Consider the following 16,786-nt stretch of genomic DNA (forward strand, 5'->3'; position numbering starts at 1 on the left):
AGTAATGAACAGATCGCAGAAATTATTAAGTAGCCTTGGGCTGGCAGGAGTCGTATCGGCGGTAGTCGCTCAGTCGGCGTGCGCTTCCAACATCGCGCAAGTGACGGCAGTTCGCCTCAACCCCACGTCAGAAGGCATTGAAATCATCCTAGACACTGAAGATGGAAGACCCCTGCAAGTCTTCACCACCACCTTTGGCGAAACTTTACAAATTGATGCCATCACCGCTCAACTGCGACTACCGGGGGGAAATGAGTTTCGTCAAGACAAACCGGCTGCGGGAATTGCTTCTGTCACCGTTACTCCTTTAGATAACAACAGCATCCGAATCAGAGTCATTGGCGAGAGGGGTCAACCAGTGGCACGGGTGATTCCTAATGCTGCGGGTCTGATTCTCAGCTTAAAACCCACCTCGGAGATGACGGCTCGCCCGCCTGCACCGGCTCCTACAACACAGCGGCCGGGGACACCCGCAGCACCCTTGCCATCGACAGGGCAGCAGGTAGAGATACCCGCAGAACCTTTGCCACCGACCGCGCAGCCACCAGGGATGCCGGGAGAACCCTTACCGCCTACCGCGCAGCCGCCAGGAACACCCGGAGAACCCTTACCGCCTACCGCGCAGCCGCCAGAAACGCCAGGAGAACCCTTACCGCCTACAGCGCAGCCGCCTGGGACACCCGGAGAACCCTTGCCACCTACAGCGCAGCCACCAGGGACGCCACAGGCGGGGAGATCCCCGATTGAAATTGTCGTTACTGCAACACGAACCTCAGAAAGAGTGTCAAACGTGCCGCGCTCTATAACGGTGATAGACTCACAAGAACTTCAGCGGGACACAGGGGCATCGAGAAATATCGGGGAAGCTCTGGCAACTCAGGTTCCCGGTTTCGCGCCCCCGACTCAAACTACTGCCACTTATGGACAAACTTTGCGGGGTCGCGATGTTTCCGTTCTGATTGACGGCGTGCCACAAACGACTAATCTTCAATCTTTTGTCAGAGATTTTAGAAACATTGATCCCAGCGCGATCGAGCGTATTGAAGTAGTGCGGGGGTCTACCGCAATCTACGGCGCTCAGGCTACAGGTGGCGTGATTAATATTATTACTCGTCGGCCAACTGAGGAAAGGCTAACTGCTGTTACTGAAGTGGGCGTCAGTAGCGCTTTAACAAACACAAGAGATGCTTTAGGCTTTAACGCTCAGCAGACGATTTCTGGCCGAAGTGGCAATTTCGATATGACCGGCACTGTCTCGCTCTCTAGAAGTGGAGCTTTTTACGATGCCAAAGGCGATCGTATTCCCTTTTTTGAACTCGGCGGAGATAGCAGCACCCTCTTCAACGTCATGGGCAAAGTCGGGGTAGATTTGGACACGCAACAGCGGCTGCAACTAACTGTCAATCACTATCGGGAAACTCAAGATCCCAATGTAATTCCCGACTTTAGTGTTGACGAACAGGAAGGACGGCAAAAAGCCCGCGCTATCCGAACCGGAGATTTGGATATCGCCGGGGAAACACCGGGAAATAGGAATACACTCCTCAACCTAAGTTACACCAACCAAAACCTTTTTGGCAGCAGCCTTCAAAGTCAAATTTACTATCGAACGCATTCCAATGTAGGTGTTCCTTCAGATTACCGCACCTCCGATTTCTTTGGGCCGTTTGTCGGTGTTACTCGTTCGCGCACCAACACCGAACAAATAGGAGGAAGGCTTGCGATCAACACTCCTTTATCGCGTGCCGAAAATCTTCGATTAACTTGGGGATCTGACTATGTTACTGAAGATAGCAGACAGCGTTTCGACCTGTACGACCCGGAGAGATTTGACGCAAGTGGCGGCCGGGTTTACCGGAAAATTTCCGAGCGTCCTTTCGTCCCTCCTTACACTTTCAACAGCCTTGGCTTTTTCGGTCAAATGGAATGGAATATTGACGATATCGTCATTTTAAGTGGTGGGATACGTCACGAACGTCTCGGGTTAAACGTCAATGATTATACCACTTTTAATGAGCGCCAGATCGAAGGAGGCGATCGCAAATTTAACGCCACCCTATTTAATACAGGGGCTGTCTATAAAATTAATGACACCTTCAACGTATTTGGCAACTTTTCTCAAGGTTTCTCAGTTCCAGATTTCGGCCGCATCCTCCGCCAACCCCCCGATAATTTTGTCGGAATTGAATCTTCGTTAGAAGTAACTCAACCGCAAAAAGTCAACAACTACGAAATTGGCATTCGAGGAGGGTGGCCATCCGTGCAAATGTCGCTTGCAGCTTTTTATAATACCTCGGATCTAGGAGTCCGTTTTGAACCAGTTGGCAACACAGGCCGCCTGGAACTACAGCGCGCCCCAGAACGCATTTATGGCTTAGAAGGGACTGTGGATTGGCAACCTGCACAAGCATGGTCGCTCGGCGGGACAGCTACTTATATTCAAGGCCAATATGAGGAGGACAACCGTTACATCGCCCTCGATAGCAGCCGAATTCCACCGCTCAAGCTAACAGCTTATGTTCAAAACGAAACTTTGCCGGGATGGAACAATCGGTTACAGTTATTATATTCTGGAAATCGCGATCAAGCCTTCAAAGACGGCTCGGATGGCGGCCCGATTAGCAGCTATCTCACACTGGATTACGTCAGCGCGGTTAAAATTGGATCGGGACTGCTACAAGTCAAAGTCGAGAATTTATTGAATAATCAATATTTTCCCGTGATTTCGCAATACTCCGCTGGATTTGAATCGGACAGCGGTAATTATGCAGGCAGAGGTTTAACTCTCAGTGTTAATTACCGCCTTAACTGGTAATTATTTATCGCCTGGGGATTTCATACTGAGGCAAAAGTAGAGATTTGTGAGGTAAGCGCTGGCCACCTAACTGGGGAGCATCTCAATGAAAGCAGCCCATCTAGAAATTGGAAGGAGCCAGGAGTCAGGAGTCAGGAGGAAAGAGTCAGAAGGAAGCAGGAAGCAGAAGTGTTTTTACAAATATGAGATGCTCCCCCTAACTGTCGCTATCAGGTGTTTTTATGAGAATGATAACAAGGGTACTCTCCCTCTAGAGACTCAAGTTGCTAGTTACAAATCTACCTCCTCTTGCTAACGCAGGGCTGTTTCATTCTCTTGTAGGGGCTGCCCCCCGTGGCTGCCCCAATCCCTGAAATACCTAGAATTTCGTTGGTGGGGAGGGGTCGGCACGGGGGCACGCCCCCTACAAATAACGGTTTCGAGGAAAATTTCGAGATGAAGTTCCGCAAACTCGCATTCAAACTGCACTTGTATTTGGGGTTGGTGGTAGGAATATTTCTAGCAGTAATTGCTTTAACGGGTAGCTTGCTGGTTTTCAGTCCCGAAATCGAGCGGTTCTTCAATCCTCAAATCCTGCAAGTTATTCCTCAAGCCGAACAGATACCGCTGGAAAATGTCCTGCAGATTGTCGAAAAAGCTTATCCCCAAAATCAAGCTCTTAGTATCTTGCTGCCACGCTCAGCGAAGGATGTTTGCCAAGTTTCAATGCTGTCAAAGAGTGAGGAAATAGTTAGCGTTTATGTCAATCCTTACAGCGGAATAATTACGGGTGCGCGGCTTTGGAAAGAAACTTTGACAGGTTTTATTTTTACGTTACACGCGGAATTAGCGGGAGGAGAATTCGGTCATCTTGTTGTCGGCATTTGCGGTTTAGTAATGCTAGGACTAACTTTCACTGGCTTGGTACTCTGGACGGGTTGGCGCAATTTGGCTCGCGGATTTTCTATTAAGTGGAAAGCTCACTGGCAGCGAACTGTATTTGATTTACATAACGTTTCGGGCATTGTATCGGTCGCTTTTCTCATACTCATCTCCGCTACAGGGACAGCGATAATTTTTTACGCGCCTGTTGAATCGACTTTGTATTGGCTAACCAATGAAAAGCCCCAGCCAGCATTGACTTCTCATCCCCACTCTAGCAGTTCGAGGCAAAACATTGACGAAATATTACACCAAGTTAATACCGTTTGGCCGGAAGCTAAAACCACTTTTATTTCTCTACCTTTGAAGCCTGAAGCAATTTTTAAAGTACGGAAAAAATTTCCCAATGAGCCGCACCCAAACGGGGTTAGCACCATTTATATCGACCAATATAGTGGCAAAATATTGCAAGCTGACAGTGTAAATTCAGCTTCTGTAGCAAATCGAATTCTCAACTCGCTTTATCCGCTACATATTGGCAGCTATGGCGGAATTTACTTGCGACTTGTACACGCGATCGCCGGATTACCAGCGATTGTACTGTTTGTTACGGGTGTAATGATGTGGCGGCAGCGGCATTTGGCGAAATTTTACCGCGAGGCGAGACAGCAATATGAAGAATTATCTCCACTTAGCCAGCAATGGCCTTGGTTTTAATGATAGCGGCCTTCGGTTTAATGCGGGTGTGATATCAAATCTGTTAGCATCGGAATTATTCCTATCTCTCCTCTCTTAATCTGCGTGAATCTGCGTCAATCTCTTCTCATCTGCGGTTCGAGAAATTATCTTTTTTTGACCGCAGATACAGGCAGATTAACACAGATTAACGCAGATAAATCCAATCGAGTCCGGTTTCACCCTCCCTCGGAAATTGTTTACTGTTGACTGGATTTGACTATTTCGAGGCAACCGGAATTGATATGATTATCCTGCCTAAAAAACCAGCTCCTCTGAATTTTAAATCCTATCAATCGCTTCTTTAATGCAAAAATTTATTCAACTCTGGCTCGGACAAACTGCTTCGATGATTGGCAGCGCTATGTCCGGGTTTGCGCTGACTATTTGGATTTGGGAGTCCACCAGTCAAGCGACGGCTTTGGCTTTGTTGATGTTTTTTACTCAATTGCCGCGCATCTTGCTTGCTCCGGTTGCTGGCATTCTCGTCGATCGCTGGAATCGAAAATTTTTGATGGGGATCGGCGATGCGGTTTCAGCTTTGTTAACGCTCGCTATCCTATTACTTTATATCAGCCAAAACCTGCAAATATGGCATATATATGTAGCGGCTGCGATTAACGGAATTTTTGACCAAATTCAGCAATTAGCTTACTCAGCAGCGATCGCCACAGTGATGCCAGAAAAGCATTACAGCCGTGCTAGCAGTTTAAGTTTTTTGGCAAATTACGGCGCGAGTATTATTGCTCCGACGCTGGCGGGGATTCTCTATTCTGCGATCGGGTTGAGCGGGATTTTTACGATCGACCTGGCAACTTTTACAATCGCGATCGCCACCCTAGTATCTGTCAAAATACCCCAGCCCGCGATCGCCTCCAATCCCCAGCCGACTCGCTTTCACCTATTGCAAGAACTCAGCTTCGGATTCCGCTACATCATCCAGCGTCCCAGCCTGCTTGCCTTGCTGGTGTCCGTTTCGCTATTCTGGTTCGCTCACGACATCGGCGCGGCCCTCTACTCACCGATGATACTGGCACGCACCGGCAACAATGCCAGAATCCTCGGTACTATCCTTTCAGCCGCCGGCGCCGGCGGCGTTTTAGGAGCATCAATCGTCAGTATTTGGGGCGGTCCCAAACGCCGAATCCGGGGCTTTCTGCTCGGCATGGCAGGCGCGGGCTTGAGTAAAATAGTCTTTGCTTTCGGTCAGGCGCTTTCCATCTGGATTCCCGCTCAATTTTGTTCGTCTTTCAATTTTCCCATCCTCGGCAGTTCCAACGAGGCAATCTGGCTGGCGAAAGTCGCACCAGAAGTACAGGGGCGTGTTTTTGCTACCAGAGCAGTTATCGTGCAATTGGCGTCAGCGATCGGTTTATTGATCGCAGGGCCGCTTGCCGATCGCGTCTTTGAACCCGCCATGCAACCAGGAGGTTTTTTAGCAGCTATTTTTGGCCCAATTATCGGGACAGGTGCCGGTGCTGGCATGGCTTTGTTATACGCTATCTCCGCGCTAGGCTTATTCCTCGTTGCAGTCGGTGGGTATGCTTGCCGACAGTTGCCCGATGCGTAAAGGGGAAACGGAAAAAGGTCTTCTTCCTTCTTCCTGACATCCGTTATATCGTTTCCGGTTGCATCGAAATCATAAAATCGAGTCAACAGTTAACACTCAACCATTCAGTTTTTCGACCCGCCCGTCAACAGTCAACAGTCAACAATCACGGACGGTGCAACCGGAATTGATATTACATCCGTTACATCCGTTACATAATCCGTTGCCGAACTTCCTTCTTCTAGAGTTTCTGGCGCGAACTCAGGTGAGCTTCAATTTCCGATCGCGATCGCCATACAGGCCGCAATTCCTTGCGAGCAAAGAGCTGCAACTGATCGCCTGCGTGGGGCGAACCAGGTTGAGTGGCATTGCCGTAACTGTTTAGCGCCATCGCTTTCACCGGATTTGAGAACTCAATCGCAGTGACAAAAGAATCTCCTGCAACCGCTTGAAAGTGATCGTCCTTCCCGGGAGCGAACCATACTGAGCGAAATACACCCAAAGCACCGTCAGCTCCATTTGCAGGCAGATTCGCCACCCCAGGCAATCGGAAGACTTCCCCCCATGCCACATCTAACGCGCCATAAGTTACCTCAACTTTGGTAGCTGCCGCTTCCAGCACCCGCACCGCCTCCGCAGGATTTGCCAACCCGTCTGGCGTCGTTAGCGGCGCATCTTCACTCCAAGGTTTAGCGAATAACCGATCGGCATCCATCGCTTGTTTCCAAAAGGCAAACAGCACCGCACCGCGACTGTCAGCATCGACTTTGCGATCCCAAGTGGCGAGAACTTCCGCAGCGCGGCGCGCTTTTTCACTGCCTTGCCGCGTGGCGGGAATTAAATCATCGAGGAGGCGATCGGCGAGTTCTACCTGAGTGGAATGTTTGTATTGGATCAATTCATCGAAAGAGATTTTGTCATCTTCTAAGAGCATTTTTGCCGATCGTTGCGATCGCAAATCCATCGGGCCGCGCGGTGCCATGTAGGCGGGATAATTATCGGGTGCGATCGCGCTGGGAAACGTCGTCGTCCAAGGCGGATCGTTAGTATTTTGCAACCAACCGCTGGGCGGATCGACAACGCGCGGCAAATCCGCATAGGGATGATTTTTGCTCCACAAAGTCTCTGACGTATTGCCTGGAATCGTGCCTGACCAGTATTTAAAATCTCCTTTTTTGCGTATAGGGACTTGACCGTTAAACAAGTGCATGATATGCCCCTCACGATCGGCATACATGACGGTAAACATGGGAATTTCCAAGCGCTTTAAAGCGGCTTCAAATTCAGAAAAATTATTTGAGCGTGCCATATCCCACCACTGCTGAAGGGCTGCTGGTTTATCGAGTCCGACAACGCGCAGGGCGATCGCTTTGCCCTGTTTTTCTGTGATAATCGGCCCGTGAACAGAACGCCGCACGACTAGAGATTCCGATCGCAAATTCCCATTCTTTTCTTTGACTTTTAAAACCTTCTCTTCCCTGTCAAAACTTCGGATTTTCCCATCGAAGCGATAGCCATCGTTAGCGAGGGGCAATTCGTAGGCATCCCAGCCATCGTGAGTGTTGACAGTATGAGTCCATCCCAAATTGTCATTAAAGGCGATCGTTAATACAGGAAATCCGACGAGAGTCGCTCCGTAAGCGTTAATTTCTGGGGCAATCAGTTGCGCTTCGTACCATAAATATAAATCCGACCAAGGAAGGTGAGGATTTGCCAATAGCATGGCATTGCCGCTTTCAGAGCGCGAAGGAGCGATCGCCCAACCATTAGAGCCTTTGGGGGTATCATTTTCAGCGATATCTTCAAGGCGCTCTGGATCGACTACAAAAGTAAAATTGATGACACGTTGCGCGTGTGCCAATACATCTACCGGTTTGAGGGGCAATGCTACCTTTAATTCTTTGGTGAGTGCCTCTGGGTGTTCTTTTGCATAGGCATTCATTCCGCCAACAAAAGCATCGATATAGTTGCGAAAAATAGGATTTTGTGATTCATACCACGCCTTGGCGCGATTAGGAATTCCCATAGTTTGCACCCAGCGATCGGATTCCAGATAATCTTCGCCCCAAAATTCGGCAGCTTGCCCGCGAGCTTGCCCGTAAAGACGCAAAATCAGATTACCATGACTTTGCATCTGCGCCCACCCAAAAGCGTAGAAAAGGCTTTTACTATTCTCTCCATAAATATGTGGAATTCCATAGGTATCCCAAAGAATTTGAGTGCCGGTTTCTGGCGAGGATTGAACCCCATTATTTAGAAGTAAAACTAAAATAAAACTCATTAATAACGAGACAATCCGTCGGCTTTGTTTTTTTTGTTGTAGAAACACTGAAAATTAATTCGCTAGGGTTAAACTGAGACATTGCAGCCTTTTCAACAAACTGCACAAACACAACGCCGAGGATTTAAATCCTTTTTATGGAGAACAAGGGAGAAAATTATACCAAATTAGATGCCCAAAAAGCTAACCTATCTGCGTCCATCTGCGGTTAAAAAAATACCACCTCTTCGAGAACTCCATAAAACCCGAAAAAATACCCTGTCTAAATCGGATGTGAAATTAAAAGCCCTCTCCTAACCTCACCAAATTGAAAAGCGCTATAAAACGCTGGTGTGGCGGCTCTAAAGTGCATTAATGTCATTGGTTAGGAGGGGGGTAAACAAGAAGGGCGAGATAGGTTATAAGGTTATTTTTTAATTTGACCTTGTTGCCAATTTCCTTCTACTTTCGTTCCATCTGCATAAATGTAGGAACCTTGCCCGTGTTTCTGACCGTTGAGGAATTCACCTTGATAGCGATCGCCATTGGCGTAAATGCAAGTACCTTTGCCGTTGAACTGACCATCGGTAAATTCGCCTTCGCAGCGATCGCCATTCTTAAAAATGTAAACTCCTTTCCCGCTCATCTTACCATTGAGAAAAGTGCCTTTATAGCTATCTCCATTGGCGAACTCACGGACACCTTCACCACTAAATTCTCCATTGTCAAACGGCCCTTGATAACGTCCCCCTTCTTTAAAAGTAAACAACCCCTGACCTTGAGTGTTGCCCTTGACAAACTCTCCTTCATAGCGGTTGCCATTCGGATATTCGCGAACCCCTTTACCGTGAAACTGCCCTTCACTAAATTGCCCCTCATAACGACCTCCTTCAGCAAAGGTATAAATTCCCTGCCCGTGAGGCACATTATTCAGCAAATCTCCTTCGTAGCGGTTCTTATTAGCATATTGACAGACGCATTTGCCGTTAACTTTTCGTTCTTTAATATCTCCTTCGCAACGAGTGCCGTTACTGAACGTAAAAGCCCCGCGACCGCTGGGAGAACCATTGGTAAAAGAGCCTTCGTAACGAATGCCGTTAGTTGAGGTAAAAGTTCCTGTACCCTCGAACTCACCGTTTTTAAAAGTGCCTTCATAGCGGTTGCCGTTAGCAAATTCGCGGACACCTTTACCGTTGAATTCCCCATCCCCAAATTCTCCTTGGTATCGACCTTCTTCTTTAAAGGTATAGATGCCTTGACCGTGAGGTTTGCCGTTGAGAAATTTGCCTTCGTAGCGATCGCCGTTGGCATATTGACAACTGCCGGGCCCGCTGAGTTTTCCCTCACTCAATTCTCCCTCGCAACGTCCGCCATCGGGTAAAGTAATTACTCCTGCCATTGCGCTGTGAGGGTTGGCAAACAACAAAGTCATTCCCAAGTTGGAACCAAGTAATAGAGCTAGTCCCACTCGCTGAAGTTTACTTAATATTGCTGACGACATTCCCAAATTCATAATTCACCAAAAATTCAATTTTTAACTTTGCTATTCCTTGGACGGTGCTATAGAATTCCCAGCCAAATTGCTAGAGTCTCAAAAAAATCCCTAGTCAGTGAGCCGGAAGGTAATGGATGCTCTTTCTCCTTGAATGCCACTCTCTGATGAGGCAAGTTTCCATTTTTCTACTGCTTTAATCGCTGCCTTATTCAAGTCGTTGTATTTGCTAGGAGTCGAGATCTTGATGTTGAATGGCTTACCGCTGGGGTCAATGTCAAACACGACTTCCACTTCGCCTTGCCGCCCTTCTTCTCTGGCTGCGCTCGGATATTCAGGTCTACCGCAGCTAATGCAAGTGTCGGGAAGCCGACCGGAAGGGCCTGAAGGACTCCTCCCTCTTCCTGGATTTGTCGGTTTCGGCACTGGCCCGGAACCGCTTCCAGAGCCTCCGCCTCCACGACCTCCGCCTCCAGAACCTCCGCCTCCAGGGCCTCCGCTTCCAGAGCCTCCGCTTCCAGAGCCTCCGCTTCCAGAGCCTCCGCCTCCAGAGCCTGGTAAGCCAGCCGTCGTCGATCTTCCCAATCGCCCCGAACCATCCCCAAATGGCTCTGAGGAAGGTAGGTCGCCATTTTCGCTGGCGCCAGATGGTGAGTTCGACCCACTTCCTCCAGGGCTTCCACCTCCAGGGCTTCCGCCTCCGGGGCCACCAGAGGCAAGGTTTCCTAAACCTCCGATCGCATTTCCAGAATTGCCACCGCCTCCTGGCCTAGTAGGTGTGACGGGTGGGCCAGCCGCGGGCGATCGTGCCAATGGCCCGGAAGAAGGATTTAATGGCTGTGAGGAAGGCTCCCCGCTACCCGCCGAAGCAGATGACGAGAGCGGGTTATTTTTTTCAGGGCTGTCGGAGGAGTTGGGATTTCCAGCATCTTTTGTAAAGTCTGGGAGACTCGCAGCACCCTTGGGGCGGGAGTCGCTAACCGGTGGTTCGCTTTTTGGAGGATCGGGCGAAGGGGTTTCGGGTTCCTGGGCGATCGGGGTTTTAGGAGTTTCTGGGGAATTTAAATCCTGTTGAGGTGCGGGGGAAGGCTCGATAGGAGTTGGTGGCGAAGTTTCCGTTAAGGGCGGCTCTTTCTTAATCTCTGGTGGTGGCGTTACGGCTACGGGTGGCTCCTCTGGAATTGGCGGTGGCGTTACGGCTACGGGTGGCTCCTCTGGAATCGGCGGGGGCGTTACCGCTACGGGTGGCTCCTCTGGAATCGGCGGGGGCGTTACCGCTACGGGTGACTCCTCTGCGGGGGTTGGCTCTGCTGGCGGTTCTGGTTTTAACGTCTCAGGTGGGGGAGATACCTTTTCTGGAATAGTCGGCTCTGGCTGGGTTTCCTCTACTTTGGGCTCATCAAGCACAACAACTTCAATGGGTTCCTCTGCAAATTCAGCAGGTTTGACCAAGTTGAGGCTCAACGGCAGCGCGACACCGTGTAGGAAGCTTGAGGCTAACAGACTGATCGCCAGAACTTTTTTGAGAGCTTCTTCTTGTTGTTGTCTTTGCGTCGCCGAAATATTTGAAAAACTCATGCCTTATGACTCTCCTTGATGGATGGGTTGGCAACGTCCTCGCTGGCTCCCCGACATAACCCGAAACAAGCTACCAACTGCGGGTTGAGCTTGCTATCACTGATGAACCTACCCATCCTATAAGAAGACTGTCACCCTGTTCAAGACTCTTGCAATTAATTTTCATTATTTAATTTTGAGATAGCGACTAGACGCTACCAATCAGCATTTCCTTTGGGGGCGTCTACCTTGCTCTTATGGGCGCTGTCAATATTCTGATTCTGCTAGGGGAAGCTTCACAAATGCCTTAAATACAATACTCTAGCCCGTAATCTACGAACAAATTTCCACATTCTCAAGATTTTCATATATTTTTTAAATAAGTAAAATTGATTTCGTTTTTTTTATCGATAGGTTATTTTTATGTATAGACGTGGGTCATGACTTGACAAACCCTGAATTTTGTGGAAACCTAGTTGAGAATCTTTTAAATTATTGAAGATTATTGTCAAGTCCTAACGCAAATATTTAGCAAAGAAGCACTGGCAGAATAATCTGTCGCGATCTCCGTCGTGATCACATTAGGAGCATTTTGGGTACAGACGAAGATAGTCACATACAGGTAGTGCGTTTCTGTGATCGCGATCGCGCTTGAGTGAAACAATTCGCAGCCTGAATCACTTGTGCCGACTTGACGCAGAAACTCTACCAGCCTTCTCACGGGCTAATTGCACCATTAGGCAGCTTGCGATCACTCAACACAGCTAACGAGAATACAAACTAATGGATAATTTCATTTACATTTTTCGCGCTGGGGGCATTGTTTCTTGGCCGCTGCTTGCCTCGTCAATCGCAGCAGTCGCACTGATTTTAGAGCGTCTTGTCTTTTGGTTTAAAGTGAATCGGCGACAGCGGCGGGTCGTCCGGGAAGTGCTAAAACTTTACACTCAAAACCCGGATTCCGCCATCAAAAAGTTACAAGTAAACGCTGATTTGCCCTTAGCCCGAATTTTTTTGGAAGCATTAGAATTAGACTCGCCCAACATCGAAGAATTTTGTTTGGTCTTAGAGAGTGCAGCTCAGGCAGAAATCCCCGTTTTGAAGCGATTCAATACAATATTTGACACCATTATCACCCTCTCCCCGCTATTTGGGTTGCTCGGAACAGTTTTGGGCTTAATTACCACCTTTGACTCCCTCAAACTGGGAGATGCTGCAGGCACCAATGCCGCGGGCGTTACCGGGGGGATTAGCGAAGCCCTCGTTTCTACGGCAATGGGGTTAGTGGTGGCAATCTTTACACTCTTATTTGCCAATATGTTTCGCGGGTTTTACTTACAGCAGATTGCTTTTATTCAGGAAGCCGGAGGCCAGCTAGAGCTATTGTACCGTCACCACTACGAAAAACTACCAAGAGAATCTAATTATGCGCCTACCCGATGAACCTGAGAGTATTGCCCAGATTAACATCGTGCCACTGATTGATGTAACCTTCGCCATATTGACGTTTTTCATTGTTTCCTCTTTGTCTTTATCCAAATCCGAAGGTCTGCCCGTAAATTTACCGAAAGCAGCAACCTCTCAAGTTCAGGACTCGCCTTCTAAAATTACCGTCACCATTGATCCTAATGGAAAATTAATGGTTGATAAAAAATCAGTCAACTTAGACCAGATTGAGAGTACGGTGCGGCAGACGATGGGGTCAAATCAGAACTCATTAATTGTGCTGAATGCGGATAAAAGCGTCAATCACGGAAATGTGGTGGAAGTTATGGATCGATTACGCCGAATTAAGGGAGCTAAGTTAGGGATTGCTACCGCAAGGTAGAGAGCTTCTATAATTACTAATTTTTAATTTCCTCACACCATTAAACAGGAATTACCCAGTGAAAATGTCCTAAAAAAGCCTGTAAGCCTGATTAAAAGGTAGTCCTGAATAGTCGGTATGATTCAGGACTTTATATCACATCCGTTAGCCTCGGAATAGTAAATTCGAGTTCACTGTTGACTGTTGACAGTGAACCGTCAACAGTCAACCGTCAACATCATAAGCAGTGTAACCGGAAATGATATAGCAACCGCCAAGGCGGTTAGGGTGTAAACTGGAAGTAGTCTCTGATGCTGCCCCGATCGCACGACCCATGCCAAAACCCTACAGTTACGACTTACGTCAGAAAGTCATTCAAGCTATCAAACTAGATGGTTTAAAGATTACTGAAGCGAGTATACTGTTTAATATCAGTTGCAACACAATCGGCTTATGGTTGAAGCGACAAACCGAAACAGGAGACTTTTTAGCATTACCTAATAAGCCCAACGGTAACGGTCATAAAATTAGTGATTGGGAGAAATTTCGTGAGGCAAGCCAAGACTCATGGGGATAAAACTCAAGTTGAAATGCCCTCACTTTGGGATGGAGAAATTAGCTCACGCACAATCTCGCGGGGTTTGAGAAAAATTGGTTTTACTCGAAAAAAAAACCTACGGCTACCGGGAGCGGGATGAAGTCAAGCGGCAGGCTTTTGTAACCGAATTGTCCACCATTCCCTCGGCTCAGATTGTCTATGTTGATGAATCTGGCATGGATAATAGAGACCAGTATGATTATGGTTGGAACGAACAGGGGCAACGGTTTCATGCACTGAAATCGGGCCGACGTGAGGGTAGGGTAAATATGATTGCTGCTCTATGTAACCAAAAATTGCTCGCCCCTTTTACCGTCGTTGGAGCGTGTAATCGAACAGTTTTTGAAATTTGACCTTAAACAAGTTTACTGCCAACACTTGTGACAGGACAGGTGGTGGTGATGGACAATGCCACGTTTCATAAAGGTGGTCGAATTGAGGAATTGATTCAAAGTGTAGGGTGTAGATTGTTGTATTTACCGCCGTACTCCCCTGATTTGAACAGGATTGAACAATGCTGGTCTTGGCTCAAAAGTCGCATCCGCAAACAATTAAAGCGGTTTGACTGTTTACGTGATGCGATCGAAGATGTCCTACGCCTTGCATCCTCACCGCCTTGGCGGTTGCTATATTATTTGATAAAGCCGTTAAAAATTAAAGTCCTTAGTTAAAAATTAAAGTCCTTACTGCCAACAAACAGCAAGGACTTTAATTATTTATTCCTGAGTTTTACGGACAAACATCCTTACTACACACGTTAAATACTTGCCATCACTTCACGCGCTGCAGCCAAAGTTCGATCGATATCTTCGTCAGTATGAGCCAAAGAAGTAAATCCCGCCTCAAACTGCGAAGGAGCAAGATAAATTCCGTGCTCCAACATTCCCCGGTGAAAGCGGCTGAACTTCGTCAAATCCGACTTCTTCGCATCCTCGTAATTGTGAACCGGGCCAGCCGCAAAAAACAAGCCAAACATCCCGCTAATTTGCCCGCCCCAAACCGCGTGTCCAGCTTCCTTAGCAATTTTTAGCAATCCATCAGACAGTTTTTTGGTAATCTTATCCAACTGTTCGTAAGTGCCGGGTTTTTGCAGCAATTCCAAAGTCTTAATCCCAGCAGTCATCGCCAAAGGATTTCCCGAAAGCGTACCCGCTTGATACATCGGGCCAGCAGGAGCCACCATCCCCATAATATCCCGCCTTCCCCCGTAAGCTCCCACCGGCAAACCGCCACCGATAACTTTACCCAAAGTAGTCAAATCCGGGGTGACACCGAATCTTTCCTGAGCTCCGCCGTAGGCGATGCGGAAACCTGTCATTACTTCATCAAAAACTAACAAAGCGCCGTTATCCTTAGTAATTTCCCGCAAACCTTCGAGAAAACCTGCATCCGGGGTAATAAAACCGGCATTCCCCACCACTGGTTCGAGAATTACGCCTGCTATCTCGCCGGGATTTTCGGCAAATAAAGCTTTGACTGCTTCTAAATCATTGTAGGGAGCGTTGAGGGTATTGGCAGTAGTGGCTTTCGGGACGCCCGGAGAGTCCGGAAGGCCCAGAGTTGCCACGCCGGAACCTGCTTTTACTAAGAACATATCGGCGTGCCCGTGATAGCAGCCTTCAAATTTAATCAGTTTATCGCGTCCGGTGAAAGCTCGCATCAGCCGCAAAACGGCCATACAGGCTTCGGTGCCGGAGTTGACAAATCGCACCATTTCAATGCTGGGAACGGCATCAATGACCATTTCGGCCAGTACGTTTTCCAACAGCGATGGTGCGCCGAAACTCGTACCTTTTTCTAGAGATTCGTGCAGGGCTTTGATGACTTCCGGGTGGGCGTGGCCACAGATGGCTGGGCCCCAAGTGCCTACATAGTCAATGTATTGGTTTTCGTCAACATCCCAAATGTAAGCTCCTTTTACCCTGTCAAAGACGATGGGCTGTCCGCCTACGGATTTGAAGGCGCGGACGGGGGAACTGACGCCACCGGGCATCAACTTCTGGGCTGCAGCGAAAATTTCTTCTGATTTGGTCGTTTTCAAGGTTGTGGAAACCAATGTTTTCTCCTTAGTGAACGTCTGTTGTTGGTAGAATAATTTTATAACCAGTTCAACATAAAGGTTAGGTAGATTCAAGGAAACTATTCTAGTAGATTTTAGGGTACAAACCAATGAGTAGCAATACTAGCTTGGGCTTTTCAGGCTTTGTAGCACCCACATCGTGAAGCGAAGCTATCCCGTAGGGAATCGCCCTAAAGTGTAATTTTTTGTAAAAGAGTTCTTGACAATTTACCCATCCCTTGCTCAATCTTCTCTCTTCCTCTGCTTCCTCTGCGTTCTCTGCGGTTAATAAAAAAACAATCTCCGACAGGAAAGCGTTAATCTATATTATCAAGTTGAAATAAAATTATGTCTACTACTGATTTATCGAGTTTGAGCCGATCGATCCCAATTGAAAAGATTCGTTACGACGATCGCGGTTTAGTGCCTGCGATCGTCCAAGATTATTTGGACGGTACGGTGTTAATGATGGCTTGGATGAACCGGGAGTCGCTGCAAAAAACGCTCTCTACCGGGCAAACTTGGTTCTGGAGTCGATCGCGCGCCGAATTTTGGAACAAAGGGGCGACTTCGGGACACGTTCAAAATGTCAAAGGGCTGCGTTACGACTGCGATAGCGATGCTTTGCTAATCACTGTCGAACAAGTCGGAGATATTGCTTGTCACACGGGAGAAAGAAGTTGTTTTCACCAAGTTGATGGGGAAATTTCACCGCCGCCAGGGGATATGTTATCTCAATTATTTGCGGTAATTTGCGATCGTCGCGACTATCCTAACGAAAGTTCTTATACTTGCAAGTTGTTCGAGGGCGGCGACAACAAAATTCTCAAGAAAATTGGCGAAGAGTCGGCGGAAGTTGTGATGGCTTGCAAAGATGACGACAAAGAGGGGATTGCTGGGGAAGTTGCGGATTTATTTTATCACGCTTTGGTTGCTTTGGCTCACCATCAAGTTGATTTAAGAGAAGTTTACCGCAAATTGGGCGATCGACGAAAGTAAATTAGTTAGTTGACTGTTGACTGTTGACTGTTAATGCTAATAACTACAGTCTTG

At 47.9% G+C, this 16,786-nt stretch carries 11 protein-coding genes and 1 pseudogene; 8 read left to right on the forward strand and 4 right to left on the reverse strand.

From position 1 onward, the window contains the following. The first annotated feature begins 4 nt into the window (after nucleotides 1-4). The 3 genes from QUA10_RS07860 (at nucleotide 5) to QUA10_RS07870 (ending at nucleotide 5,981) form a co-directional block, all read left to right on the forward strand. Nucleotides 5-2,815 carry a TonB-dependent receptor domain-containing protein gene (locus tag QUA10_RS07860; RefSeq protein WP_333082124.1) on the forward strand — a complete coding sequence of 937 codons (2,811 nt, stop codon included), beginning with the start codon at nucleotides 5-7 and terminating at the stop codon, nucleotides 2,813-2,815. Between the two features lie 435 nt (nucleotides 2,816-3,250). Then, the gene (locus tag QUA10_RS07865) at nucleotides 3,251-4,393 is read left to right on the forward strand and encodes a PepSY-associated TM helix domain-containing protein (RefSeq protein ID WP_333082123.1); all 1,143 of its coding nucleotides are present in this window, start codon (nucleotides 3,251-3,253) and stop codon (nucleotides 4,391-4,393) included. A gap of 325 nt (nucleotides 4,394-4,718) precedes the next feature. Beyond that, nucleotides 4,719-5,981, forward strand: a complete 1,263-nt coding sequence (locus tag QUA10_RS07870) for an MFS transporter (RefSeq protein ID WP_333082122.1) — start codon at nucleotides 4,719-4,721, stop codon at nucleotides 5,979-5,981. A 220-nt stretch (nucleotides 5,982-6,201) separates the two neighbouring features. Here QUA10_RS07870 and QUA10_RS07875 read toward each other — a convergent pair whose 3' ends face one another. The 3 genes from QUA10_RS07875 to QUA10_RS07885 all read right to left on the reverse strand — a co-directional run bounded on the left by QUA10_RS07875 (nucleotide 6,202) and on the right by QUA10_RS07885 (nucleotide 11,290). Next, entirely contained in the window at nucleotides 6,202-8,289 is a 2,088-nt protein-coding gene (locus tag QUA10_RS07875) for an acylase (protein WP_333082121.1), read from the reverse strand. Between the two features lie 358 nt (nucleotides 8,290-8,647). Then, nucleotides 8,648-9,733: a hypothetical protein gene (locus QUA10_RS07880; protein WP_333086216.1), complete on the reverse strand. Its 1,086-nt coding sequence runs from the start codon at nucleotides 9,731-9,733 to the stop codon at nucleotides 8,648-8,650. 90 nt (nucleotides 9,734-9,823) lie between these two features. Further along, nucleotides 9,824-11,290 carry a TonB family protein gene (locus tag QUA10_RS07885; protein ID WP_333082118.1) on the reverse strand — a complete coding sequence of 489 codons (1,467 nt, stop codon included), beginning with the start codon at nucleotides 11,288-11,290 and terminating at the stop codon, nucleotides 9,824-9,826. Nucleotides 11,291-12,052: 762 nt separating this feature from the next. On the opposite strand from QUA10_RS07885, the gene QUA10_RS07890 reads away from it, so the two are divergent. From QUA10_RS07890 to QUA10_RS29075, 4 genes and pseudogenes are all read left to right on the forward strand, one after another. After that, on the forward strand, nucleotides 12,053-12,712 hold the full coding sequence (locus QUA10_RS07890; RefSeq protein WP_333082117.1) for a MotA/TolQ/ExbB proton channel family protein: 660 nt from the start codon (nucleotides 12,053-12,055) through the stop codon (nucleotides 12,710-12,712). After that, a complete protein-coding gene (locus QUA10_RS07895) occupies nucleotides 12,696-13,097 on the forward strand; it encodes a biopolymer transporter ExbD (RefSeq protein WP_333082116.1) in 402 nt (133 codons plus the stop codon). Before QUA10_RS07890 ends, QUA10_RS07895 begins: the two co-directional genes overlap by 17 nt. Nucleotides 13,098-13,410: 313 nt before the next feature. Then, nucleotides 13,411-13,653: an IS630 transposase-related protein gene (locus tag QUA10_RS29070; protein ID WP_445243563.1), complete on the forward strand. Its 243-nt coding sequence runs from the start codon at nucleotides 13,411-13,413 to the stop codon at nucleotides 13,651-13,653. Between the two features lie 197 nt (nucleotides 13,654-13,850). Further along, nucleotides 13,851-14,345: pseudogene (locus QUA10_RS29075) on the forward strand (IS630 family transposase). A gap of 86 nt (nucleotides 14,346-14,431) precedes the next feature. Here QUA10_RS29075 and hemL read toward each other — a convergent pair. Beyond that, the gene (gene hemL / locus QUA10_RS07905) at nucleotides 14,432-15,730 is read right to left on the reverse strand and encodes a glutamate-1-semialdehyde 2,1-aminomutase (RefSeq protein WP_333067929.1); all 1,299 of its coding nucleotides are present in this window, start codon (nucleotides 15,728-15,730) and stop codon (nucleotides 14,432-14,434) included. A 351-nt stretch (nucleotides 15,731-16,081) separates the two neighbouring features. Between hemL and hisIE the strand changes: the two genes are divergently transcribed. Further along, entirely contained in the window at nucleotides 16,082-16,732 is a 651-nt protein-coding gene (gene hisIE / locus QUA10_RS07910; RefSeq protein WP_333082115.1) for a bifunctional phosphoribosyl-AMP cyclohydrolase/phosphoribosyl-ATP diphosphatase HisIE, read from the forward strand. The last annotated feature ends 54 nt before the right edge of the window (nucleotides 16,733-16,786 follow it).

The organism is Microcoleus sp. Pol8_D6 (assembly GCF_036700965.1).
GTDB lineage: Bacteria > Cyanobacteriota > Cyanobacteriia > Cyanobacteriales > Microcoleaceae > Microcoleus.

Excerpts from the sequence above, each read along its gene's own strand:
- QUA10_RS07895 (WP_333082116.1), top strand. The coding sequence starts at position 12,696 with ATGCGCCTACCCGATGAACCTGAGAGTATTGCCCAGATTAACATCGTG.
- hisIE (WP_333082115.1), top strand. The coding sequence starts at position 16,082 with ATGTCTACTACTGATTTATCGAGTTTGAGCCGATCGATCCCAATTGAA.
- QUA10_RS29070 (WP_445243563.1), top strand. The coding sequence starts at position 13,411 with ATGCCAAAACCCTACAGTTACGACTTACGTCAGAAAGTCATTCAAGCT.
- QUA10_RS07870 (WP_333082122.1), top strand. The coding sequence starts at position 4,719 with ATGCAAAAATTTATTCAACTCTGGCTCGGACAAACTGCTTCGATGATT.
- QUA10_RS07860 (WP_333082124.1), top strand. The coding sequence starts at position 5 with ATGAACAGATCGCAGAAATTATTAAGTAGCCTTGGGCTGGCAGGAGTC.
- QUA10_RS07880 (WP_333086216.1), bottom strand. The coding sequence starts at position 9,733 with ATGAATTTGGGAATGTCGTCAGCAATATTAAGTAAACTTCAGCGAGTG.
- QUA10_RS07865 (WP_333082123.1), top strand. The coding sequence starts at position 3,251 with ATGAAGTTCCGCAAACTCGCATTCAAACTGCACTTGTATTTGGGGTTG.
- QUA10_RS07885 (WP_333082118.1), bottom strand. The coding sequence starts at position 11,290 with ATGAGTTTTTCAAATATTTCGGCGACGCAAAGACAACAACAAGAAGAA.
- QUA10_RS07890 (WP_333082117.1), top strand. The coding sequence starts at position 12,053 with ATGGATAATTTCATTTACATTTTTCGCGCTGGGGGCATTGTTTCTTGG.